We start from the raw sequence: 22,598 nt of genomic DNA, 5'->3' as shown, positions 1-22,598 counted from the left end.
TTGTTATCCTTTCGGTGCACGAAGGCGAACCAGATTTGACCGCTCGAAGTCGAGCACCAGATCGTCATGTTGATTGCGCCCTTCGGTGTGCCAGGTAACAATGCCATTGGCTGGATTGCTCGCTGACAGCCGACAGGCGACAGTCTTGCTACGCGCGTAAAGGGTATCGCCGGGAAATACCGGCTTGTGGTAGACGAGCTTGCCCAATCCGACGAATGGACCGCCGATCTCGCTGCAGTCCTCCACGCTCAGGCCGAGGACCACGTTGAAGACCAGAAGCGGGTTCACGACGATACTGTCGTGGCCATGCGCCCTTGCGTACTCCGCGTTGAAGTAGAGAGGATTGAAGCTGAGCGTCAATGTCGAGAAAGCGATTGTGTCGCTTTCCGTGATGGTTCGTCCCCAATGGTGCACAAATTCCTGACCGACGGAGAAATCCTCGTAGAGGTGTCCCCTCGGTCTGAGCTTTGCAAGCGCACGAAAATCCTTCGACATTTCATCCTTCCGTTCGACACCCGCACTTCTGTCAACCGCAACAATGCACGAGCTGACAGCCGGAGGACACGGGTTGCACCTCATATTGCATCCGTAATCGCTAGCGGACGAAATCGCCGATCAGAATGCATTTGTAATATCGATCGCTGGCGGACCTTGATCGCTGGCGCATGCGTAAGGGGCGCAATAGTGGTTTGCATGTGACCTTTGGCGCTGGGAGAGTCGGCATGCGAAAATCATTTGGTGCTCTGTCGGACATTCGCATCCTGGATCTCACACAGATGCTGGCTGGCCCCTATGCGACCATGGTTCTCGCAGACCAGGGTGCCGAGGTCATAAAGATCGAACCTCCGGCCGGAGACGTTACCCGTGGCGGCCGCCATGTCGGCGACTCCGAACCTCTCAGCACGTATTTTCAAAGCATAAACCGCAACAAGCGGTCGGTGTGCCTGGATCTCAAATCCGAACAAGGTCGGGAGATCTTCAAGACCCTTTGCAAGGAGGCCGACGCCGTCATTGAGAACTTTCGTGCCGGCGTAATGGACCGGCTCGGCTTGAGCTACGAGGTGCTCTCCGAAGTCAATCCGCGGCTCGTTTACGGCTCGCTCCGGGGATTTGGCGATCGTCGCACCGGGCCTTCGCCATACGTGAACTGGCCGGCGTTCGATGTAGTGGCTCAGGCCATGGGTGGAATGATGGCCATTACCGGCGCGGAGCCTGGTGGAATGCCGACCAAGGTCGGACCGGGTGTCGGCGATACCATTCCAGGCCTGATGCTGGCGTTCGGTGTCTTGGCGGCGATACACAACGCGCGGCGCACCGGCCTGGGGCAGTTTGTGGATGTTTCGATGGTGGACGCCATTCTTTCGATCTGCGAACGCGCCGTCTGGCAACATACCGCCGAGGGGCTGATACCTGGTCCGGAAGGAAACCATCATCCCTTCTTGTGTCCATTCGGCATATTTCCTGCGGCTGACGGACATGTTGCGCTCGCCGCACACGATCAGAGCTTCTTCGACGTGCTTTGTCGTGAGCTTGATCTGCAAGCGCTTGCGCGGGACGCTCGCTTCTCGTCGAAAGGGAAGCGTGCGGACAATCGGAGGCTGCTGATCCCTCTGATCGGGCAGAACACCCAGAAGTTCACCAAGGCTGAGTTGACCGCCAAGCTCGGAGGACGCATGCCGTTCGGCCCTGTCATGAACGTTCTGGACATCGTTTCGGACCCCCACTTCAAAGCCCGCGACATGATCGTCGAGGTCGAGCATCCTGGTGGTGAACTGGCCAGGATCGCTGGTGTGCCGGTCAAGATGACCCTGACGCCCGGCGCAGTTCTGACCCGAAGCCCGTTCTTGGGCGAGCATACCGGGGAGGTGCTCCGTTCGATGGGAATGAGCGCCGCGGAGATCCGCTCAGCGCTCGACCGTAAGGTTGCTCACATCGAGAATGAAGTCTCTCCGGAGCAAATCCCTGCCGGCCTTGCAACATGAGACACCGAGCCACCTTCTTGCACGATCACGTGTCGGGCGGCTCGGCCGCAAGCAGCGGCACGCCGTGCTCTAGGCCTTGGCGCTGAGGTTCTTCAGGACCGCGAGGCATTCGGACTTCATATTGTCCATGATGTCATGGATCGACCGTTCATCCTTGACCCTGCCAACGATCTGTCCCGCCATATAGCCCATGTAGTCGGCCGCATTGGCGAGCTCGAGCCGCTTCAGCGCGGGAGCAACAAGCAGCTTTTGAGCCGCAAGTGGAAGGGGTTGCGGTGCTCCCGGCGCATCCCACGCATCCGTCCACTTGCTGCGTAGACCCCGCAGCGGCTTGCCAGTGTCGTACGTCCTCTGGATCGCATCCTGCGAGCGCGCGGCAATAAATCGCTTGCGCATGTCAGGGGACAACTCGCTTTCCGAAGATCCGAGCCAAATGGTGCCGCACCACACACCCTCGGCGCCGAGCGCAAGGGCGGCTGCAATATGACGCCCGCTACCAACACCGCCTGCAGCGAGGACCGGGATCGGAGAGACGGCATCGACCACCTCCGGCCACAGCACCATGGAGGAGATCGTCCCGGTGTGCCCTCCGGCCTCGCTTCCCTGCGCGACGATCAGGTCAACGCCTGCGTGAACGTGCTTGAGGGCATGTTCGGCACTGCCCGCCATGGCGCCGACCTTGATGCCATGGCCGTGCAGCTTGTCGACGACATAGGCCGGAGGCGCCCCCATTGCGCTGAGCACAAACCGGGCCTGCGGATGTTTGACGACGATCTCCAGAACTTCAAGAACGCCTTCTTCCGTATGGCCGTGGCCCGGCGGCTTTTCACGCAGCATCTGCGCTTCGACATCCGGAGGCAACGCAGGGATCCCGGCATCGTCCAGTATCTTCTCGACGAACTCGACGTGCTCCTTCGGCAGAGCCTTGAGACGGTCGGATAACGGCACCACCTCCCCGACCTTATTCGCAAAGAGGACATCAATGCAGTACGGGCGTCCGCCGGTCTTCTCATCCATGTCGGTGAGAATCCGCTCGAGCTCGTCCGGTTGATAGTAGCTGGCCGCCAAGGCGCCCATGCCACCGGCATTTGTCACCTCGATGGCGACCTCCGGCTTGTGCGTGAAGCCGAATATCGGGACTTCAATCCCGAACATGTCAGTGATGCGGTTGCGCATGCGCGTTCCAATCGTCAGGTTGCAGGCTAAATCAGGTCTGACCGAATCTCGGCTTGCGCTTTTCCTTGAATGACATCGTCGCCTCCTTGTGGTCCGCCGTCTCGAACGTCACCTGCTCCAGCGCCATCGAGGCTTCGAGCAGCATATTCACGCGGTCCTTGACGATCTGGTTGATCGACAGTTTGGTCCAGCGGATAGCCCAGGCCGGACCGTTGGCGAGCTCGATCGCGATCTCGCGGGCCTTGGCCTGCACATCTGCGCGCGGAACGACGTGGTTGACCAGCCCGATCCGCTCAGCCTCCCTTCCCTTGAGGAGCGTGCCGCGGATCAGAAACTCCTTGGCCTTGTTAATCCCGATCAGCAGCGGCCAGATCACGGTGCCGCCGTCGCCCGCAACCAGGCCGACGCGCGAGACATGGGTATCACCGATCCGTGCATCCTCGGCCATGACGGTGATGTCGCAGAGCAGCGCATGGGTTGCCGCGAGGCCGATGGCGTCGCCGTTGATTGCGGCAATGATCGGCTTGTCGAGTTCGAGCTGACGGGTGACGCCGCGCCGGCTGATCATCGGATCGTGTACCTCGCCTTCTTCGAGCACGTCCCCGCCCGGCCGCTCCGACATCGCCTTCACGTCGCCGCCGACGCTAAAGAAGTCGCCGGCCCCGGTCAGCACCACGACATTGACGGCGTGATCGTCGGCAAGGTCGTCCCAGATCGTGCGTAGTTCGCGGATCAGCTTCTGATTGATCGCATTGCGCGCCTGCGGGCGGTTCAGGGTCACGGTCGCGACCTTGTCGGCGACCTCGACTTTCAGGCATTCATACTTTGTGTATTGGCTCATTCTCGTCTCCGGACTGTGTAATTCTTCTCGGTTCGGCTCTCGGGGCACCGATCATCGAGTTCGTTTCTCGGCATCGCCAACGGCCTGCGCGGTCTGACGGTCAAGCGGTCGCAGCCCGCGTCCGTTTGTCACAAGGCACGCGCAATCAGCTCCTTCATGACCTCATTAGAGCCGCCCCAGATTTTTTGGATACGACCGTCGCTCCACATCCTGGCGATCGGATAGTCGAGCATGTAGCCGTAGCCGCCATGCAGCTGGACGCAATTGTCGATGACCTCGCACTGCTTTTCGGTCGCCCACCACTTCGCCATCGCGGCGGTCTCGGCATCCAGCGTTCCGGCGATCAGCTGATCGATGCAGCTTTCGACGAAAGTGCGCGTGACCGCCAGCGCGGTCTTGGCCTCGGCCACCACCATCCGCGTGTTCTGGAAATCGATGAGGCGTTTGCCGAACACCTCGCGCTGCTTCACATAGGCCACGGTCTCGGCCAGCGCCGCTTCGCCCAGAGCCAGCGCCTGCATCGCGATGTTGATGCGCTCCTTCGCAAGCTGCTCCATCAACTGATAAAAGCCACGGCCCTCGATGCCTCCCAGCAAATTGGAGACGGGAACGCGCGCCGCATCAAAGAACAGCTCCGCCGTGTCCTGTGCCTTGAGACCAACCTTGTCCAGTCTGCGGCCGCGTTTGAACCCTGGCGTCTCGTCGGCTTCAATCACCAGCAGGCTGAAGCCGCGAACACCGTTGTCCTCGCTGGTATCGGTCTTGACAGCCAGGCAGATCAGATCGGCCGTGTGGCCATGGGTGATAAAGGTCTTCTGCCCGTCGACGACGTACTCGTTGCCCTCGCGACGCGCCCGGGTCCGGACGGCTCTCACATCGGAGCCTGCACCCGGCTCGCTCATCGCAAGCGCCGCCACCAGATCACCGCGGGCCAGGCGCGGCAACCAGCGTCGCTTCTGCTCTTCGGTGCCGTACTGCGCGAAGTACGGCGCCAGAATCACGTTTTGCAACGGGACGCTGAAATCCGGAAACGCGATCCGCGCCAATTCCTCGATGATGACGGCCTCGTGCCAGAAGTTGCCTCCCCCGCCGCCATATTCTTCCGGGCTGCTGGCGCAGAGCAGCCCGAGCACACCTGCTTTCCGCCACAGCTCGCGGTCGATGTATCCCCTCGTCCGCCAAAGGTCGGCGTTCGGGACGACCTCGTCCGCCAGGAAACGGCGAACGGTCGCGCGGAACAGATCGAGTTCACCGGTGTCGAATGATGCGGGCACAGGTCTCGTCCACGATCATTGACCGATCAGAGGGCACCCGCCCTGATCGAGTGGCCGGACCGCCTTGTCCGCCGGGATGACAGCAATCTGCTTGTAATAGTCCCACTCGCCCTTCGATTCCTTTGGCGACTTGACCTCGAACAGATACAGATCCCTCATCACGCGGCCATCGGCCCGCAGCTTCGCATTGTGCGACATGAAGTCGTCGATCGGCGTTTCCCGCATCTTGGCCATGACCTTGTCGGGGTTCTTCGAGCCAACCGCCTTGATCGCCTTCAAATAATGATTGACAACGCTGTAGGCGCCAGCCTGCACCTGCGTCGGCATGGCCCCCATCCGCTGGTAGAACCGTTTGGCAAAGGCCCGCGTCTCATCATTCTGGTCCCAGTAGAACGCCTCGGCCACGATGATGCCCTGCGCATCCTTGAGGCCGACGCCGTGGATCGCGTCGATCGTGGCCATCAGAGCCGCGAAGCGTTGCCCCCGCGACTTCACGCCGAACTCCTCGCCCTGCTTGAGCACGGTCGCGAGATCAGCACCAGCCTCGACGAGTCCGATCACCTTCGCCTTGGAAGCCTGTGCCTGCAGCAGAAACGATGAGAAGTCCGTCGATGCGGTCGGCGTGCGAACCGAGCCGATCACCGTACCACCCTCGGCCTTGACCGCAGCGGAGGCATCACCTTCAAGGCTGGCGCCGAACACGGTGTCGTTGGTCAGGAAGAACCAGCTGTTTTCACCGCGGCTGACGAGCCCGCTGGTTGGCCCGCGGCCCAGCGAATAGGTGTCGTAGGTCCATTGCGCCACATAGGGCGAGCATTTCGCTCCGGTCAGCTCGGAACTCGCCGCGGCGTTGAAGAGCGCGAGCTTCTTCTTGGTCCGAGTCATATCAGCGATGGCCAGGGCAAGACCCGAAAACGGCACGTCGATGATCGCATCGACATTCTCTTCGTCGTACCACTTTCTGGCGATTGCCACGCCGACATCGACCTTCAGCTGGAAATCCGCCGAGACGATCTCGACAGGCTTTCCAAGCACCAATCCGGCATCTTCCGCAGCGAGCTTTGCCGCCTCGACGCTGCCGCGTCCGCCCGCAGCCGAGTAGACCGACGACTGATCACCCAGAACGCCGATCTTGACCGGGGTATCTGACGCCGCCTGAGCCGAAGGTGCGAAACCGGAGCCCACAACAAGCAGCGATGTCACCGCGGCCCCCATCAATCTCCACAGCATGCTCACCTCCCAGGCCTCGATCCCATTTTTTTCCTGCTGCGGCCATCATGGCATAATTTGCCGGACGTTCAACAAAATTATTGTTGCCTTCCTGCGCCCCCGCTTTAGGATCGGACCCGACGCCGGAAAAAAGCGGAGGCTGGCCATCAACGGGCCTGCTCACGCATTGGTACGCGCGCACGAGCCGCGTGCCTGACCTATGACAAGACGGCGGTTGCGGTGGCGTTCGAACGGACCTCAAGCGTCCTATCTGATCGCCACGCGATCCATGCGGGAGAACGACGACAGGTGGCCGACACGATTTTCGAAGCATTTCGGGCGAGCGTTGCCGTGGCACCGCACAATGCCTTCGTCTGTGTGCCCGCGGGTACATCCTATGCGCCCGATGGCCTTGAATGGACCTATGCCGAGGCGATGCAGCGCGTCTTAGCCCTCGTCGAGCGCTACAGACAGGCCGGATACGGACCAGGACATCGCGTCGCCCTCCTCGTTGAGAACAGGCCCGACTACTTCCTTCACCTGCTCGCGCTTAACGCGGCTGGCTCAAGCGTGGTGCCGGTCAATCCCGACCATCGCCACGCCGAGCTGCTTTATCAGATGAGGCACAGCGGCGCCGAGCTCGCGGTCGCCCTTCGCCACCACGTCGACCGACTGACGGTCGTCGCAGCTGAGCTGGCAAACCAGTTCGTCGTGATTGCAGCGGACGACATGCCGGAACGGCTGCCTTCGCCTGCTCGGCGCGCTGCACCGGGACCTCTCGGTCGTGACACCGAGGCTGGTGTTTTCTACACCTCCGGTACGACCGGTCGCCCAAAGGGCTGCCTGGTCACGAACGACTACTGGCTCTCGGCGGGGGAATGGTTCTTCACGCTGTCGAGGAGCGGCGGCCGCTTCTCGATCGAGCCTGGCAGGGACCGGCTGTTCAACCCGATGCCGGTGTTCCATGTCCACGCCGGCGTGGTCGCGCTGATGCCGATGCTGCTGTCGCAGGGATGCGTGATCCGCCCGGAACATTTTTCGGCGAAGCGATGGTGGCGCGAGGTCTCGACCAGCCGCGCAACGATCGTCCATTACATCGGAGCCGTGCCGCAGGCTCTGATCGCGCTGGACAGATCTTCGGATGAGCGCGCGCACACTGTGAGATTTGGCTTTGGGGCGGGAATGGAGCCTGCCATCCACCGCGAGTTCGAGGAACGCTTCGGAATCCCGCACCTCGAGGTCTGGGGCATGACCGAAGTTGGGCGCTGGACGGCCAACGATCATGAACCACGCCCGATCGGCGCCCGTGCGATCGGTCGTCCGGTCGCTCCCCTGGAGGCGAAAGTTGTCGATGAGCACGATCGCGAGGTCGCTTCGGACACCGAGGGTGAGCTTGTCGTTCGACTGGCGGGCGAGGATCCGAGACGAGGCTTCTTTGCCGGTTATCTCGACGACGCGGCTGCGACCGAGGCCGGTTGGCGCGGCGGCTGGTGGCACTCGGGCGATATCGTCCGCCAGGACCGAGCCGGGATCATCTATTTTGTCGATCGGCGCAAGAACATGATCCGCAGATCCGGTGAGAACATTGCCGCCACCGAGGTGGAAACCGTGCTTTGCCGACATCCTTCCGTGCGTCAGATCGCGATCCTGGCCGTTCCTGACGAAAAGGCGGGAGAAGAGATATTCGCCTGCGTCGTGCCGACTCCAGGTCACACGGCCGATCTTGAGCTTGCGCAAGGCATCGTGGACTATTGCAACCAGCAACTCGCTTACTACAAGGCGCCTGGGTGGATGCTGTTTCTGGATCGGATGCCCGTGACGGCGACTGAAAAGATCAACAAGGCGCAGATCTTTGCACCCGGACTGGACCCTCGAACCATCGTCGGCGCGATCGATCTGCGCGCAATGAAGAAGCGCAAATAGCGCGGTCAGCCTCCGCTTCGTCCAACGCGCGGCACTCGAGCTACGGAGCAGCCCGTCGTGCGGGAAAGAATGCGTCGAGCAGATCGTGGCATGCCGCCTCCCCCTCTGCGGCCGACACCGTCTTGGGATCGGCCGCCCAGCCGGCCCACAGGCCTTCGGTGAGCTGAGTGAGTGTTATCGCAAGGCGGTCAGAATTGATCTGGACGCCGCGGGCATCCCCTGCGCGCTGCATGAGATGGGCCAATCCGCGACGATAGGGCCGATACAGTTTTCGGTAGATCTCGGCGAGCTCGGGCGACCAGCGCGACGTACTGGCAAGGGCGACCCAGACGAGGACCCTTTCCGGCGTGAACACCGGCGGCCGAAAGCTTGCGGTAACGACGGCGTGCAGGCGATCGAGCGGATCTGGGCCGGCCGCGTCGGCCGCAGCTCGTGTGGCCTGCTCGAAATCCTTCGCCACCTCGCCCACGGCATGCAGCAGCAACGCGTCCTTGCCAGGAAAATAGTGCGCAATGAGGCCGCGCGAGAAACCAGCCGCCTCGCAGATCGTCGCGACAGTTACATCCTTGTAGCCGCGCTCGGCAATCGCCTTCATCACTGCGACGACGAATTCCTGTCGTTTCACCCCTTGATCCGACGATCCCACCGGACGCCCGCGCGCCCGCTTCTCCGCTTTCTGCAAGCAGCGTTCTCCTTGTCCTGCCGCTCGCACTAAATCACCGAATTTCTTTGGATGTCCATTCAATTTCGCATAGGGCGATTTTTGATGGGCATGTTTCAACGACCATTGTCCGGTCGGCAGCCTGGCCGTAGCCGCCATTGCAGCAAAGAGAACGATGGATCGGACTCCGGGTGATGCTCGAACACCCCTTCAACCTCAGCTCCGATAACGACGGGCTGCTGGGGATCGCCCAGCAGATTACCCACCATGCGTACGCTGCCGGCGTGTGGCAACTCGACAAGCACTGCGACGTACGGACCGTGGTGCTTCAGCGCCGCATGCGAGGGATGCCACACGCGTTCCCAACTGAAGATCCGGCCGGTCGGTTCGACCTCAGTCCATGTGGGATCGAAAGCGTGACAATGATGGCATATCCATTCCAGCCCGAACTGCCAGGTACGGCAGCGGTCACAGCGTTGCACCAGTAGTCGGCTTTCGCGCAAGCCCGCCCAGTACGGTGCCGAGAGGCAATCTGGCTCGGTCACTCGAATGGGCAACCCGGCAGGGAGATAGTGCGCACGCCCGCCCACTCATAGCGTAGCCTCCGAGCCCAGAATAAGGTTGCTGGCGGGCGTCACCATCAGGCCGCCGATGACCAACGCTACGTCGTTTCGTCGAACCTGGCTCATCGATGTCCCACGTACCTGACGGACAGCTTCCAGAACGAGCTCAAAACCATGCATATAGCATTCCGCGAGGTTGCCACCGCTGGTGTTGAGCGGTAGCCGCCCGGACGGCGCTATCAGGTTTTCGACCGTAAGAAAGTCATTCGCCTCGTCCGGTTTGAAGAACCCGTGGTCCGCCAAGGCCATAACGACGCCGCCTGTGAAGTTCTCGTAGCTCTGGACTACGCCGATGTCGGATGGACCAACCCTTGCCATGCGATAAAGATCGGGTGCAACCGTATCGAAGCTGGCACTGGCATAGCGTGACGAATTGTGGGCCGTCGCTGCGGCACGATGTCCAGATCCCATGGCTGCTCCGAGCACATACACGAAGCGATTGTAACAAGTGGTGCGGGGACCATAGGTCTCGGGCAGGTCGCGCCATGGAGCACCTGAGCAGAGGACCCAGAAAATGCCACTGAGCACGCGACGGTCGTTTACACGCCGAACCCCACGCGGTTTGTTCGGCAGCATCGGTTTGATGGCGGTCCATTCGTAGTCGCTGAGTTCGTAGCGCATGATTCGAGGCTCCGGTTTTGGAACTTGAATCACGTCTCGGGCAGCGCCGGTCGCGGTCCTGCTAATGCTCTGAATTTACGTCCGCTTCCGGCGGCATAAGGGACATTGCCGGACTTGCTGCTGGCTCGGCCCCGTCGCGAATGACCCGACGGCCCGCCGATCAAGCGTCATAGCCTAGCTCGCAAGAACGTACCGATGCGCGCTATCGCTGCGCGCCCTTCCGGTAGGATGCGGGCGAACATATGCCAGACATGGAACATGCGCGGCCACAACTCGAGTTCGACATCGCAGCCGGCTGCTCGCAAGCGCTCGGCCATTCGCACCGCATCATCGCGCAGCGCCTCATCGCTGGCGGCAAGAACCAGAGTCGACGGCAGGCCCACCGGATCGCCATAGAGTGGAGAGGCATAGGGTGAGCGCGGATCCGTATTGCCGAGATAAAGCTCAACCGCCTTCGGCATCAGCTCAACCGGCACCATCGGATCGGAAGAACCGTAATCGGTGAGCGATTGGCCCGTCAGGGCGAGATCGGTCCACGGCGAGACCACGACGGCAGCGGCCGGCAAGGATGATCCCTCATCGCGCAAACGCATCATGCTCGCCAGCGCAAGCCCGCCGCCGGAAGACTCCCCGATAAACGCCACGTGACGCGGTTCGGCGCACTGCGAGATGAGCCATCGATAGGCGGCTGTCACATCGTCGACCGCCGCTGGAAACGGATGCTCGGGCGCAAGCCGGTAGTCGATGCATAACACCCGCGCGCCGGTCACGTCGGCGATGCGCCAGTTAAAATCGCGAAACAGTGCCGGAAAACCGAGCAGATAGGCGCCACCGTGAAGGTGGACGACGTATCGGCTTGGAAGCGAGCGGGGCGTCGCGATCCGCTCGGCTTTGACGCCGCCGGCGTCAACCACAACCAGCTCGGTCCCGCGCGGTACGCGCGGCACGAGCTGCGCGAAGAGGGCCACCTGTCGTCGGACCTCCTCGATTTGAATGTCCGATGGATGCCGTGGCCGCATGAACCAAGGCAGACAGAAGCGGACAAGCTGGGCGCGCAAGCTCATTTGCTCAAGCCAACAGAGTGGACGCGTAGCCGGAGGCGATCTGTGACAGTCCCTGCGTACGGATGGCTGCGCGTAGCCCGAAACGGGAGGCTCGCGTCAGATAGCTCGCGGGCCCCTGTTTCCGAGCCTTGGGCCGGTGTTGCCGTCAGCTGGCAATTCGCTGCTGCCGTCTACCCGACGGTCTGGAACGCGTCAGCCGCACGCAACACGGTGCCGTCCTCCCAGTGGCGTCCGATCAGCATCATGCCGACAGGAAGCCCTGCCGACATGCCTGCCGGAACCGTGACAGCAGGATGGCCAGTGACGTCGAACGGGCAAGTGTTGGAAATCATGTCGAGTGCCCGGGCAACGTAGTCCTCGCGGCTCGCGTCCGGGGCCGGGAGCAGCGTGGCCTTCAAAGGTAACGTCGGCATGAGCAGGAGATCGACGCCTTTGAGCGCCTCATCGTAGGCGGCGCGTAGCACGCGCGCGAGGTTTTGGGCCTTGGCGTAGTAGCGGCCCTGGTAGTTGTCCTGCATGTACTGGCCGAGCAGCACGACGAGCTTGACGGTCTCCGAAAGGTCGTTGGCGCGCACCCGCCGGCTCCGGCCGTAAAAGTCCAGGAGCGACGTTGTGTACTGCCCTTTCCAGTTGGTTCCCATGCTGTTGCCGGCGACCATCAGCATCGTGGCACCCTCGACGGCGATAGCGTTCCAGATATGGATGCCGTCGCGGTGGAGGGGGATCGATATGTCGCTCACGGTTGCCCCCGACAGGCGCTGCGCCGCCTCGCGCACCATGGCGTCGACATCGGGTTCGGAATTCGGCCAGCCAAACCCCTCCTTAACGATCCCGATCCGCAGGCCGCGGGCGTGGCCGGTGAGCTGCTTGGTATACGCTTCCGTACGCAGTCCCGCCGATTGGCGCGGGTCGAGGCCATCGGCCCCGGCGAGCACCTCGAGAAGCTGGGCGGCATCGCGGGCAGTACGGGCAATCGGCCCGGTATGATCGAGTGTTAATTCAATCGGGAAGACGCCTGTGTATGGCACAAGCCCGTAGGTTGGCTTATGGCCAACCGCTCCGCAGAAAGAGCTGGGAATTCGGATCGACCCTCCCTGGTCGCCCCCGATGGCCATGTCGCACTCGCCGGCGACGACGAGCGCGGCGCTGCCGCTGGAGGAGCCTCCGGCAGATCGCTTCGGATCGTGCGGATTGAGCACAGGCCCGGTGTCGGAGGTATGGCTGCCGCCCGAGAAGCAAAGATGCTCACACACGGCCTTGCCGATGATCTCCCCACCGGCATCGAGGATGCGGGTCACAATGGTCGCGTCCACGTCGGGGACGTAGCCCTCCAACACGTTCGAACCGTTCATCATCGGGATGCCGGCGACGCACACATTGTCCTTGATGGCGATTTTCTTGCCCGCGAGAGGCCCCGACGTTGCGCCTTTGATCGAGCACCTCCAGTACCAAGCGTTGAGCCGATTGTCCGAGGCGGGTGGACGGAACCCCGCCTCGCGCGGGTACTTCACCGCCAATGTCGGCTCCGCGAACTGGTCCAGGCGACGGTACGACGCCAGCACACCGTCCATGAGGTTGCGGAACGACGTCAGATCGTCGCGGCTGAGATTTAAGTTGTAGGATCTGGCGACGCGCTCCAATTCAGGCAGCGGTGGCTTGCGCAGAATGCGGGGCGCCGTCGCCGTTGGGGGTGGCGCTTGGATGGCCGCCTCGGCGGCCGCACGAACGGGCGTTGTCGCGGCGACGACGGTTGCCGCTACCCCGGCCGTGCCGGCGTGAAGGAAACGACGACGCGAATAGTTTGGCGATGATCGCATAGCATATCCTCCCTCGATCAATAGTTTGACTTCTCGATCCACCGCCCGCCCTAAAGTGTCGGGGATCGTCTGGTGGTCGGCGGCCGCCTCGGTCACCAAGCGGAGGCCGCCGATGCTGCGGCCGGCGTGCCAAGCTGCAACATCACAATGAGCCCTTGTATCCGGACAGGGTGAGGCGCAGCAGCCGCATGAGGTCGGACGTGAGGCGCGGCCGAGCTGATCGGTTGCGGTGATTATACGGGATGCCTCGGCATCCTCCCGCGGACCTGCGGAGCGACGCGCCGTCCAAGACGCAGATTATCGTGCAGCCACCGGCGATCTTCAAGTGCTTGCGTCTGTCAATGCGCTCGTCAGTCACGTCACGAAGCACGTCGACCGTCGCGACACACGCATGGTCAAGCCACGCGCGCGAGGTCTCTTCCTGGCCCAAGCCTACCTAACGCGATGCTCGCCCAAGGGTCAGCTTCACGCCCCTTTGCCAGCTTCTCGTAGTGGCGGGGCCTGAGCACGGCCGGACCATTCCATTACCGGAAATTGGACAGCTAGTCAGCGATCTCAGACCTAGGCGAATCCGGCCTTTACGGTCTAGTGGTTTAGACTGATAAGATGCCGGCTGCCTATTCAAGGTTTTCTGCCTTCAGAATCGCGAGTCCGCCGCTCTCCCGCGTTCGGTAGCCCAATAGGATGCATCGGTGCCGTTAGGTGAAGATGCCTTCAACCAACCCAACTCCACCAGGCGCTGATATTTAGGACGATCAAGTTCGTCGACCGTCTTTTTGTGGCCACCGGCAGCCACGATTTCGCGGATCAACTTGAAATCATCAGGTTGGACCATGATCAAAAACTCCATAGTCCCATTTAGGACATCCACTCCGCGTTGGGCTGGAGCCCATCAAACACAGCACCTCAACCCACGCGCACTTTGCTTCCAACGCATTTGCAATGCTGCGGCCCGCATGCGCAACAAGTCACTATCGGCTTGCGTTGACTGTCTTTCTAACTCAGGTATTCAGCGATCTCCTCGAGCGAGGCATCAAAACGCTCACCGAGCACGACGTTGTTGCTATCTTCCTTCACGAGTGCGTATTTGCCGAGATTGTCTTCATGAATCGAACGTGACCGCGACTTATGGATAGTGTAGCCGAGTTTGCGTGCATGCGCCCGCAAGGCACTTTCCTTCTTGGAGCGCATGCGGGGCTCCCCTATCGACCAAGCATCGTGAGGTGAATCACACCGTCGTCAACCTCGCCACGCGCGAGTCTGGCGCGAGCGACACGCTCATATTCTGTCCGGTATTTGTGGAGATAGCTGAACGCCTGGTTCTGCGTTCGGAACGTCGTCTCAAGACGACACATCTGCCGAACCGTGCCTATCGCCAGTACGAAGGTGATTGTTTGCAGGTCGCCCGACACAGTCTTAGGCACGATCTGCACACTCTTGGGCATGTGGCCGACTCCTCGGTTCAGGACAGGGCATCGGCCTCCCCCACGCGATTCAAATTCAACTGGACGATGTCTTTTGGGAAAGAGCCCGCAGGCGCATTCAAAAAGGCACAGCGGCTAATCGAATATGCGAAATGTAGGGGTTTCGGCGGCAGAATTCAAGTAAACAGCAAAGTCCGCTTGAGGTCTGGTACTGGGGGCAGCGGTAGGAAGCACCGCCCTTGCTCAATCGGCGGTCTGCACCGTATGATGATTCACCTCACAGGCGGAACGATAATGATTGAGCCCAAGTTGGAAGTTCCTGCCGAGCTGCGCGAGCTTGCCGAAAAGACGATCGACCAGGCTGAACGAGCATTCGACTTGTTCTTTGACGCCGCTCGGAGATCAACCCCAACTGCCCCCACACCGGTAGCGGAGCTTTCGAAGCAGGTGCTCGCGTTCTGGGAGGAGAGCCTGAAGACCAGCTTTGAATTCGCGCGAAAGCTCGCCTTGACTTCCAGCCTGCAGGAAGCGGCAAATGTTCAGGCGGAGCTTGTCAAGCGCCAAATTAGCAGCGCGGAGCGACATATTCGGGAACTCGCAAGACCGACTGGGTCGAAAGACCAGACTTGACGCGCCTGGCGGGCAGCTTGAGCCGTCGCCGACGGCATGCGCGATGGCGAGAAACTCGACGGACGGAAAATGCGGGCGCTGGTGCAACGCCAATGCAACGGGCTCTCCTCTCGTCGCCAAATGCAAATAGGCCTCATAAAAGAGCTGGTTATTTTGGCGCGCTAGCTGCATTTTGTGGATCGACTATATCGGCTTGGTCGCCGTAGCTTTAGAGATGTCTTTCGCTTCTCGTGAAACGAGGACTTTGCGGCGGCTCAGGAGTTCCTCTCGGATCCTCTTCATTTCTACCGGGCTCGTGCCTTGAATGAACTTCCGCGCTTGGCGGCGTGATGCGCCCGATGCGGGAAGCTTCGACAGTTTGCGCAGACGATTCTTGGGAGCAACACGCGTGCAAGTATTCGTTTGAGACAATGACGTCGAGCAAGCGCTTCGCATCCTGAAGAGGAAGATGCAGCGCGAAGGTGTGTTCAGGGAGATGCGGCGCCGGCGCTACTATGAGAAGCCCTCGGTCAGGACTTCGAGAGAGAAAACGGAAGCCATCCGCCGACTACGCAAACTCGCGCGCAAGCAGGCCATTCGAGACGGGCTGATCGCCGCTCCTGTGAGGAAGCTTGCCGCCAAAGGCAAGAACGGGACAGGATCGCGTGCCAATGCCGCTGGACCGCGGCAAGGCTAGCGGACACGAATGTGCGCTCAAAAGCGACATGTCGTGGGTCGCGAGGGTAACGGCGCTGATGCTCTCGATCATTGTGGCCATGCTCCGCTACGGATGCGCCACCGGGCTTATTATAAGTCGGATCCAGTCCCCTCGAGTTGAGAGAACCGGACGGGCAGAATCTCTTTCATGGTCATTCTGCCGTTAGCGAGCTTCTCGGCCACAATGAGCTGCTGCGTATTGGGCGGGCCGGCCGGTATTACCATTTTCCCACCCGCCTTCAATTGGTGGATCAGCGGAGGAGGAATGAGATCGGGGGCGGCCGTGACGATCACCTTGTCAAAGGGGGCGTGCTCTGAACAACCGTGATAGCCATTGGCAATCTTGAGTTCGACATTGCTGCAGCCCTGCTGTCGGAGTCGTCGTTTCGCCTCTTGGCCAAGCTCATCGATGATTTCCACGGAGTATACCTTGCGGGCCAGCTGCGCGAGGACGGCGGCCTGATAGCCAAGACCGGTGCCGATTTCGAGAACGCTGTCGTCGGCCCTGATGTCGAGCAGATCGGTCATTAAGGCGACGATGGACGGCTGCGAGATCGTCTTTGCGAAGCCGATTGGAAGTGGGATATTGTCGTACGCGTAAGGCTGAAGTTCGATTGGCACGAACGCATGCCGCGGCAGCCCATGGCCGTCATGACACGTTCGTCAAAGGCACTCTTGCCGATTGTGCCACGCAGCGCAAAGGCCTTGGCGGCGATGACCGCGAGCATGTGTTCACGCAGGGCCTCAAGGTTTTCTGCTCGCATTGGCAACCTTCACGGGCACGCGATCGGAAAGCTTGCCCTTGCCCATGAGCGAAAACGGCGGTGCACCCGCGCACGCCTAGCTAGGCTATTGCAACAACTGGCCACCTGTCACGACCGCTCCCGTGGGCAATGCGGACCAGTTCCTCAAGTGGAACTCTGTCGCCCGTGACGCGCTGAAGATGTCGCAGGTCCATTGGCGACAACGAGACGCCTGCAAACCGGCGGGAAAGATTGTACAATCTCGACAGCTGTCCTTGAAGCGGGACATGCCGAGATCTTCGTGGCGGAACGGGCAGCGACCGTGCCGTCGGCAGGGCATTTTGCTAGTAATCCGGCGCCGTTCCTTTGCTCGCGCTGCCAGCATTTACAGTTCGAGACTCGCGCTGCTGCGCGGAACGCTTTGGTGAAAGCAGCGGAGGATCACAATGAGCTGGTCCTATATCCCGAGATGGAAATTCACTGACAGCTGCGGAAGGCCGCGTGTGCCCAGGGAGCATCCACGCAAGCTGCACCCATGACGGCCATACGCTGCCTGCACGCATGATCTGACACGAGGCTCAGCGCCAGATATGATCGGGACACGCCTCGCCTGTCTGAACCGGATGATAATTTCTGACTACGAGTTGGCCAATTCTGCATTTCAGTATGCATCATCTTCAAACCTAAGGAGATCGACATGGCCAAAGGCCAACAAAGAAGCAATCGGGAGGCCAAGAAACCCAAAAAGAAGAAGATCAAAGTCATTGCCGCAGCACCAAGCCAAAAGGGTGCGGGATGGCAGCCGACCTTCGCTGACGCCAAAAGGAAATAGAAATGGCTGGCGTCATCTGACGCGTTGTTGCGAGATCCATAGATCCGCGTCCGTCCAGCGGCTGCACGTGCTGAATGCTGCACGACAGCTAGATTGGCCGCTCCACGTTATAGACGCAGCGCCGCGGATGATCTTGTCCCGCGTTCAAAGGTCCGCTGGCAAGACGCGCTCGTCGCGTAAACGATCGGGCAGTTACAAGCTTCGGGCGCTTGACCTGGACGTAATTGAAAGGAGTAGGTCCAATGGCGCTCACACGTGGTCGATTTCTCGGCTACGAGTTCGACAGGATGGTCATGCTGTTTTCGATGGTTGACGGCCAAAGGGAGATACCGTGCGCCATCTCGACCTCCGCTATGGACGATCTGGAAGGTGTAGCGCGGTCCAGGCCCAACCAGCGCGAGGCACAATTCATGAGACTCCGCGATCGGATTGAAGAGCGTGCCGCTCTCAAATTCCTAGCTATGGAGTTCGAAGGCACTCCTCCAGGCATTATCTTGCGCAGTATCGACTTCAAAACGTAGTTTACGGGAGAAGTCAGAGTAATATCCGCAATTCCATCGGGAACGCCTGTGCTTTGGGCTTGCACTAAGACGACTTGGCATGCTCGAAGGCTTGTATTCGTTGGCTCACAGCAGATAACGATCGAACTCGATTTACTTTCTTGCGACGCCGGCGCGTAATGTTACCTATTGGCCCAGGCTGTGTGAAAAGTCCCATCGATGCTATGATTCTGCGCGTGAATCGGCGAATCGGGAGCGCTGGATGTCAGGCTTCGTGGAGGGGATTGATCGGAGCCAAAGCAGTTTGTTCCCAGCGGCACTTGAGGACTATGTAGCCGAGGATAATCTGGTTCGCGCGGTTGACGCGTTCGTTGAGGGTCTTGATCTTGGCAAGCTCGGCTTTGGTCGGCTTGTCCCGCTGGAAAGAGGGCGGCCCTGCTATCATCCGGCGACGCTGCTCAAGATATACATCTATGGCTATCTCAATCGCGTCCCATCGAGCCGTCGTTTAGAGCGCGAGTGCCAGCGCAACATCGAGCTGATCTGGTTGACGGGGCGTCTGGTACCGGACTTCAAGACCATCGCGGATTTCCGTAAGGACAATGGCAAGGCCATTCGTGAGGTTTGCCGTGCCTTCGTGGCACTGTGCCGCGAGCTTGATTTGCTGAGCGAGGCGAGCGTCGCCATTGACGGATCCAAATTCAAGGCTGTCAACGCGCGCGATAAAAACTTCACCGAAGCCAAGATGAAACGGCGTCTGGAGCGGATTGAGGAGAGCATCGCGCGCTACATAGCGCAACTGGAGACCGCCGACCGCCGCGGTGATGCGATGCCAGAGGCAAAGGTTGAGCGGTTTAAGGACAAAATCGCGAAACTGAACGAGGAGATCGCGCGGCTTAGTGTAATCAATGCCGAGATGGTGAAGAGTAAAGACAAGCAAATCTCGTTGACCGATCCTGATGCGCGTTCGATGGCAACGAGCGGCAAGGACACCGGGATCGTCGGCTACAACGTGCAAGCCGCAGTCGATACCAAGAACCATCTGATTGTGGCCCACGAGGTGACGAACGTTGGCACGGATCGCCATCAACTGTTGAATATGGCGGAGCAGGCGCGAACCGAGATGGGCGTTGAGACGCTCGATGCTGTGGCGGATCGCGGCTATTACGCGAGCGAAGAGATTCGCGCCTGCGAAGAGGCAGGCATCGCCGTCACGCTACCAAAGCCTATGACCTCGAACGCGAAGGCGGCAGGGCGTTTCGGCAAGCAGGACTTCCGGTACGTGGCGGCGGAAGACGTGTACATTTGTCCTGCCGGACAAACGCTTACCTACTTCTTTACGACCGCGGACAAAGGTTTGGTGTTACGTCGCTACCGGACCAACGCCTGTCAGAGTTGCGCTATCAAGCATAACTGCACCACTGGCAAGGAGCGACTGATCTCCCGATGGGAACACGAGGCCGTGCTTGAGACTGTGCAGGCGCGCCTCGATCACCATCCAGAGAAAATGACCGTGCGTCGTTCGACAGCGGAACATCCGTTCGGCACCATCAAGAGCTGGATGGGAGCAACGCACTTTCTCACGAAACGGCTGCCGAAGGTGGCAACTGAGATGGCGCTCAATGTGCTCGCCTACAACATAAAGCGCGTGATGGCGATCATCGGCGTGGCTGGGCTGCTGGAGGCCTTGGCTGCTTGAGCCAAGGACTTGCGCATTCAAATGGACGCCAACTGAAGGCCTAGGGAGCGCTACGCGCGCCCGGAGACGGCTTCCAGGAAGAATGTGTTCAGCCGGGCAAGTTGCCGGCGGTGCGGTCTGCACCGCGATGCTGATACAAGTTTTTTACACAGCCTGGGCCAATTCCGGACTCATGCGATGCATCGCCAGCTCGGGGTAGCCGGTCACCACGCGATCTGGCTTCGATTGGGTTGATTGCTCAGCAGTGGCTTTCCGAATAACGACGGCATTAGGTCGTCGAGAAAGAATAACAGCTGCGTCCGAAATCCGGGACCGGTTCCTCCTGCATGATTGAGAGGGATGATGGCTTCCGCCGAGACCTGCCACGTCACCGCCACATAAGCGAAGCCTGGATTTGCGGTCGCTGCTGTTTGTTGTCCCCGGGGGCTGTCGAACCTGAATTCAACGAGTGGCACCCATTGGTTCAGCGGCTCTTCCTTCGGCGGACCTCCGTCGAACCGACTCGTCAGATAAAGGGTGCTATACTGGATAGAGAAACCCCAGTGTAGGGTCTCGACGGCGGGGGAAATCACCGTGCTGAAGCCACCAGGCGCCGAATTGGGCGCGAGCGTATGCCCAACCTTTCCGAGCGGAATTTCGTCGATCACTGCGCCCGTGATCGCGAACGGACGTAGCCAGGACAACTGCGCGGGTAGATCGCCGAAACCTTTGCCGAAGAAGATGCCCGGCTGGATCGTATCCGGCGCATCGGCACCGACTGCGACCGAGCCGGAATGTCCAATACCCCAGTCGAGACTGACGGAGACCAGCGCCTCATGCTGGTTGTTGCGATAGGCTTCGTACTTCAGTCCGATGTCGGTCTTGTCGAAACCCGAAGTGCGGCCGATCGGCCAGTTCTGGTGGATCCAACCGCTGTCGACGGTGAACGCGAGCGTTGGCGTCAACAGCCGAGCGAAAGCGCCATTGATGCGGTTCTCTGAAACGGCGCTGCCCTGCGTCGGATGCTGCTGATTGATCCAGAAGGGCAGGATCGCTTCGTCCGCGACGGCCGGGTCGTCGAAGGTCATCGTGCCGTCGAAATAGCGATTGCCGGCGATACCGTGCGCCTCCGCTGTCTGCGCCCACACGAGCGGCGCGAACAGTACCAGGCTCCGGCGAATTGATAGCGACCTCATCGGCTTTGTGCCTGGCTTCTCGATTGTGAGTGCGCCCCAAATCGAGGCTTGACCAATATAGGGTATCCCCCTATCTTATGCCCATGCATACGATCAAAAACAAATCCAAACTCATCGGCCGCGTCCGGCGCATCAAAGGGCAGATCGAGGCCGTCGAGCGCGCGCTGGAAGCCGAGCTAGGCTGTGCCGACGTGCTGATGCTGGTCGCTTCGGTGCGGGGCGCCGTCAACGGGCTGACCGCCGAGCTGCTTGAGGATCACATCAGACATCACGTCGTGGATCCCGCCCACGAGCAGGATCCGGAGAGGGCCAAAGGGGCAGCGGACCTGATCGATGTCGTGCGGACGTACCTGAAGTAGAACGAGGATTACCATGAGCGAGATTAGTCGCGCGGCCATTCCGGCCATTCATAGCCATGTATTCCTTTCCCTTGACCACCAGAAGAGCGAACGGAAAACGTGGGCGGTGATCTGGCTGTGCAGCGCGATGATGGTCGCTGAGATCGTCGGCGGCTGGCTGTTCGGATCGATCGCGCTCGTCGCCGACGGGCTCCACATGAGCACGCACGCGGGCGCCCTGTTGCTCGCAGCCCTCGCATACACCTACGCCCGGAGATACGCTGACGATCCGCGTTTCACGTTCGGGACCGGCAAGTTCGGAGATCTGGCCGGTTTCACCAGCGCCATCATCCTGGCTATGATCGCGTTGCTGATCGGCTACGAAGCCATCAGTCGTCTTTTCGAGCCGGTCACTATCCATTTCGCGGAAGCCATACCCGTCGCCGTCCTTGGACTTGCGGTCAACGTCGCCAGCGCGTGGCTGCTCAGCGGCGGCGGCCATCATGGCCATGACCACGGGCACAGCCACGGCCATCATCATGGCCACGACGACGAAGACGAAGCGCATCGGATCGCGACCGACGATGGCGAAGTGATCCTGGAAGTCTTTGAGGATGGCGTGCCGCCGCGCTTCCGGCTGAGTGCGGAGAGCGCGGCACTGCCGGCCACCGCTACTGTCGAGACGGTCCGCCCTGACGGGATTCGGCAGCTTTTCGCCCTTGAGGATCGCGGCGACTACCTCGAGTCCATCGAGAAAATCCCCGAGCCGCACGCCTTCACCGCTAACGTCAGGATTGGCGAACGGATATACCCGGTGCAGTTCGAGGAACATGAGCACGCCCATGGATCGGCAGCGCGCGATCACAACATGCGCGCCGCCGTGATCCACGTGCTGGCGGATGCGGCGGTGTCAGTGCTGGTTATTGTTGGTCTTCTGCTCGCGCGCGCTTTTGGTTGGCTCTGGATGGACCCATTGGCGGGAATCGTCGGCGCATGCGTCATCGCGAGTTGGTCGTTCGGCCTCATTCGCGATACGGGTGCCATCCTGCTCGACATGAATCCCGACCGCCGCATGGCTGACAATCTCAAACGTTCAATCGAGAGTGAGGGCGACCAACTCGTCGACCTTCACCTGTGGCGGTTGGGGCCCGGTCATCTTGGCGCTATTGTCTCAGTCGCCACCGCGAAGCAACGGGACGAACAATACTACCGGACAAAGGCAGCGCGTTTCCGGTCGCTTTCGCATTTGACCATTGAGGTCAGACACATCAATCCGGCGACGACAGGCAGCGCTGCATAATTTCGGCTTCGGGTCACGAGCGTCGCGCTCGGCAACACTCGGTTATCCGTCAACTTCCGCTGTGCCCCGT

Annotated in this window: 24 protein-coding genes and 1 pseudogene; 9 read left to right on the top strand and 16 right to left on the bottom strand. The window is 60.6% G+C overall.

Annotation, left to right across the window (positions count from 1 at the left end; genetic code table 11):
- Window positions 1–3 precede the first annotated feature (3 nt).
- Window positions 4–495, bottom strand: coding sequence for a MaoC family dehydratase (locus ACFFWD_RS03165; protein WP_376961359.1), 492 nt, complete (start codon window positions 493–495; stop codon window positions 4–6).
- Between the two features lie 227 nt (window positions 496–722).
- On the opposite strand from ACFFWD_RS03165, the gene ACFFWD_RS03160 reads away from it, so the two are divergent.
- Window positions 723–1,982 (top strand): CaiB/BaiF CoA transferase family protein, encoded by a 1,260-nt coding sequence (locus tag ACFFWD_RS03160; protein ID WP_376961357.1) that lies wholly within the window; start codon window positions 723–725, stop codon window positions 1,980–1,982.
- A 69-nt stretch (window positions 1,983–2,051) separates the two neighbouring features.
- Here the strand turns inward: ACFFWD_RS03160 and ACFFWD_RS03155 are convergent, their stop codons facing one another.
- The 4 genes from ACFFWD_RS03155 to ACFFWD_RS03140 all read right to left on the bottom strand — a co-directional run bounded on the left by ACFFWD_RS03155 (window position 2,052) and on the right by ACFFWD_RS03140 (window position 6,503).
- Window positions 2,052–3,158, bottom strand: a complete 1,107-nt coding sequence (locus tag ACFFWD_RS03155) for an NAD(P)H-dependent flavin oxidoreductase (protein WP_376961355.1) — start codon at window positions 3,156–3,158, stop codon at window positions 2,052–2,054.
- A 31-nt stretch (window positions 3,159–3,189) separates the two neighbouring features.
- A complete protein-coding gene (locus ACFFWD_RS03150; RefSeq protein ID WP_376961353.1) occupies window positions 3,190–3,999 on the bottom strand; it encodes an enoyl-CoA hydratase/isomerase family protein in 810 nt (269 codons plus the stop codon).
- A gap of 128 nt (window positions 4,000–4,127) precedes the next feature.
- Window positions 4,128–5,273, bottom strand: coding sequence for an acyl-CoA dehydrogenase family protein (locus ACFFWD_RS03145; protein WP_376961351.1), 1,146 nt, complete (start codon window positions 5,271–5,273; stop codon window positions 4,128–4,130).
- A 15-nt stretch (window positions 5,274–5,288) separates the two neighbouring features.
- Window positions 5,289–6,503: an ABC transporter substrate-binding protein gene (locus ACFFWD_RS03140; protein ID WP_376961349.1), complete on the bottom strand. Its 1,215-nt coding sequence runs from the start codon at window positions 6,501–6,503 to the stop codon at window positions 5,289–5,291.
- Between the two features lie 288 nt (window positions 6,504–6,791).
- Between ACFFWD_RS03140 and ACFFWD_RS03135 the strand changes: the two genes are divergently transcribed.
- Entirely contained in the window at window positions 6,792–8,405 is a 1,614-nt protein-coding gene (locus ACFFWD_RS03135; RefSeq protein WP_376961347.1) for an AMP-binding protein, read from the top strand.
- 40 nt (window positions 8,406–8,445) lie between these two features.
- On the opposite strand, the gene ACFFWD_RS03130 is transcribed toward ACFFWD_RS03135, so the two are convergent.
- The 9 genes and pseudogenes from ACFFWD_RS03130 to ACFFWD_RS03090 all read right to left on the bottom strand — a co-directional run bounded on the left by ACFFWD_RS03130 (window position 8,446) and on the right by ACFFWD_RS03090 (window position 14,636).
- The gene (locus tag ACFFWD_RS03130) at window positions 8,446–9,030 is read right to left on the bottom strand and encodes a TetR family transcriptional regulator C-terminal domain-containing protein (protein WP_376961345.1); all 585 of its coding nucleotides are present in this window, start codon (window positions 9,028–9,030) and stop codon (window positions 8,446–8,448) included.
- 152 nt (window positions 9,031–9,182) lie between these two features.
- Window positions 9,183–9,422 (bottom strand): OB-fold domain-containing protein, encoded by a 240-nt coding sequence (locus ACFFWD_RS03125; protein WP_376961387.1) that lies wholly within the window; start codon window positions 9,420–9,422, stop codon window positions 9,183–9,185.
- 234 nt (window positions 9,423–9,656) lie between these two features.
- On the bottom strand, window positions 9,657–10,100 hold the full coding sequence (locus ACFFWD_RS03120; RefSeq protein ID WP_376961385.1) for a thiolase C-terminal domain-containing protein: 444 nt from the start codon (window positions 10,098–10,100) through the stop codon (window positions 9,657–9,659).
- A gap of 18 nt (window positions 10,101–10,118) precedes the next feature.
- Window positions 10,119–10,310, bottom strand: a pseudogene (locus ACFFWD_RS03115) (transposase); the annotation flags it as partial.
- Between the two features lie 167 nt (window positions 10,311–10,477).
- Window positions 10,478–11,374 carry an alpha/beta hydrolase gene (locus tag ACFFWD_RS03110; RefSeq protein ID WP_376961343.1) on the bottom strand — a complete coding sequence of 299 codons (897 nt, stop codon included), beginning with the start codon at window positions 11,372–11,374 and terminating at the stop codon, window positions 10,478–10,480.
- A 170-nt stretch (window positions 11,375–11,544) separates the two neighbouring features.
- Window positions 11,545–13,287, bottom strand: coding sequence for an amidase (locus ACFFWD_RS03105; RefSeq protein ID WP_376961383.1), 1,743 nt, complete (start codon window positions 13,285–13,287; stop codon window positions 11,545–11,547).
- Between the two features lie 541 nt (window positions 13,288–13,828).
- The gene (locus ACFFWD_RS03100; protein ID WP_376961341.1) at window positions 13,829–14,026 is read right to left on the bottom strand and encodes a TenA/THI-4 family protein; all 198 of its coding nucleotides are present in this window, start codon (window positions 14,024–14,026) and stop codon (window positions 13,829–13,831) included.
- A gap of 161 nt (window positions 14,027–14,187) precedes the next feature.
- Window positions 14,188–14,382: a hypothetical protein gene (locus ACFFWD_RS03095; protein WP_376961339.1), complete on the bottom strand. Its 195-nt coding sequence runs from the start codon at window positions 14,380–14,382 to the stop codon at window positions 14,188–14,190.
- A gap of 11 nt (window positions 14,383–14,393) precedes the next feature.
- Window positions 14,394–14,636 carry a hypothetical protein gene (locus ACFFWD_RS03090; protein ID WP_376961337.1) on the bottom strand — a complete coding sequence of 81 codons (243 nt, stop codon included), beginning with the start codon at window positions 14,634–14,636 and terminating at the stop codon, window positions 14,394–14,396.
- 273 nt (window positions 14,637–14,909) lie between these two features.
- Between ACFFWD_RS03090 and ACFFWD_RS03085 the strand changes: the two genes are divergently transcribed.
- Window positions 14,910–15,245 (top strand): phasin family protein, encoded by a 336-nt coding sequence (locus ACFFWD_RS03085; RefSeq protein ID WP_376961335.1) that lies wholly within the window; start codon window positions 14,910–14,912, stop codon window positions 15,243–15,245.
- A 448-nt stretch (window positions 15,246–15,693) separates the two neighbouring features.
- On the top strand, window positions 15,694–15,921 hold the full coding sequence (rpsU, locus tag ACFFWD_RS03080; RefSeq protein WP_376961333.1) for a 30S ribosomal protein S21: 228 nt from the start codon (window positions 15,694–15,696) through the stop codon (window positions 15,919–15,921).
- Between the two features lie 110 nt (window positions 15,922–16,031).
- Here rpsU and pcm read toward each other — a convergent pair whose 3' ends face one another.
- A complete protein-coding gene (gene pcm, locus ACFFWD_RS03075; RefSeq protein ID WP_376961331.1) occupies window positions 16,032–16,562 on the bottom strand; it encodes a protein-L-isoaspartate O-methyltransferase in 531 nt (176 codons plus the stop codon).
- Between the two features lie 819 nt (window positions 16,563–17,381).
- On the opposite strand from pcm, the gene ACFFWD_RS03070 reads away from it, so the two are divergent.
- The 3 genes from ACFFWD_RS03070 (at window position 17,382) to ACFFWD_RS03060 (ending at window position 19,715) form a co-directional block, all read left to right on the top strand.
- Window positions 17,382–17,516, top strand: a complete 135-nt coding sequence (locus ACFFWD_RS03070; protein WP_376961329.1) for a hypothetical protein — start codon at window positions 17,382–17,384, stop codon at window positions 17,514–17,516.
- 242 nt (window positions 17,517–17,758) lie between these two features.
- Complete coding sequence (locus tag ACFFWD_RS03065) at window positions 17,759–18,037, top strand: DUF1488 family protein (protein WP_376961327.1); 279 nt, start codon at window positions 17,759–17,761, stop codon at window positions 18,035–18,037.
- 241 nt (window positions 18,038–18,278) lie between these two features.
- Window positions 18,279–19,715 carry an IS1182 family transposase gene (locus tag ACFFWD_RS03060; protein WP_376961325.1) on the top strand — a complete coding sequence of 479 codons (1,437 nt, stop codon included), beginning with the start codon at window positions 18,279–18,281 and terminating at the stop codon, window positions 19,713–19,715.
- Window positions 19,716–19,918: 203 nt separating this feature from the next.
- Here ACFFWD_RS03060 and ACFFWD_RS03055 read toward each other — a convergent pair whose 3' ends face one another.
- Entirely contained in the window at window positions 19,919–20,890 is a 972-nt protein-coding gene (locus ACFFWD_RS03055) for a hypothetical protein (RefSeq protein WP_376961323.1), read from the bottom strand.
- An 83-nt stretch (window positions 20,891–20,973) separates the two neighbouring features.
- Here ACFFWD_RS03055 and ACFFWD_RS03050 point away from each other — a divergent pair, with 83 nt between their 5' ends.
- A complete protein-coding gene (locus ACFFWD_RS03050) occupies window positions 20,974–21,249 on the top strand; it encodes a metal/formaldehyde-sensitive transcriptional repressor (protein ID WP_376961381.1) in 276 nt (91 codons plus the stop codon).
- A gap of 13 nt (window positions 21,250–21,262) precedes the next feature.
- On the top strand, window positions 21,263–22,528 hold the full coding sequence (gene dmeF / locus ACFFWD_RS03045) for a CDF family Co(II)/Ni(II) efflux transporter DmeF (RefSeq protein ID WP_376961321.1): 1,266 nt from the start codon (window positions 21,263–21,265) through the stop codon (window positions 22,526–22,528).
- Window positions 22,529–22,598 lie beyond the last annotated feature (70 nt).

This window comes from Bradyrhizobium erythrophlei (genome assembly GCF_042430365.1).
Classification (GTDB): Bacteria; Pseudomonadota; Alphaproteobacteria; order Rhizobiales; family Xanthobacteraceae; genus Bradyrhizobium; species Bradyrhizobium erythrophlei.
Note: the sequence above shows the minus strand (reverse complement) of the source record. Positions and strands in the feature narration are given on the sequence as shown.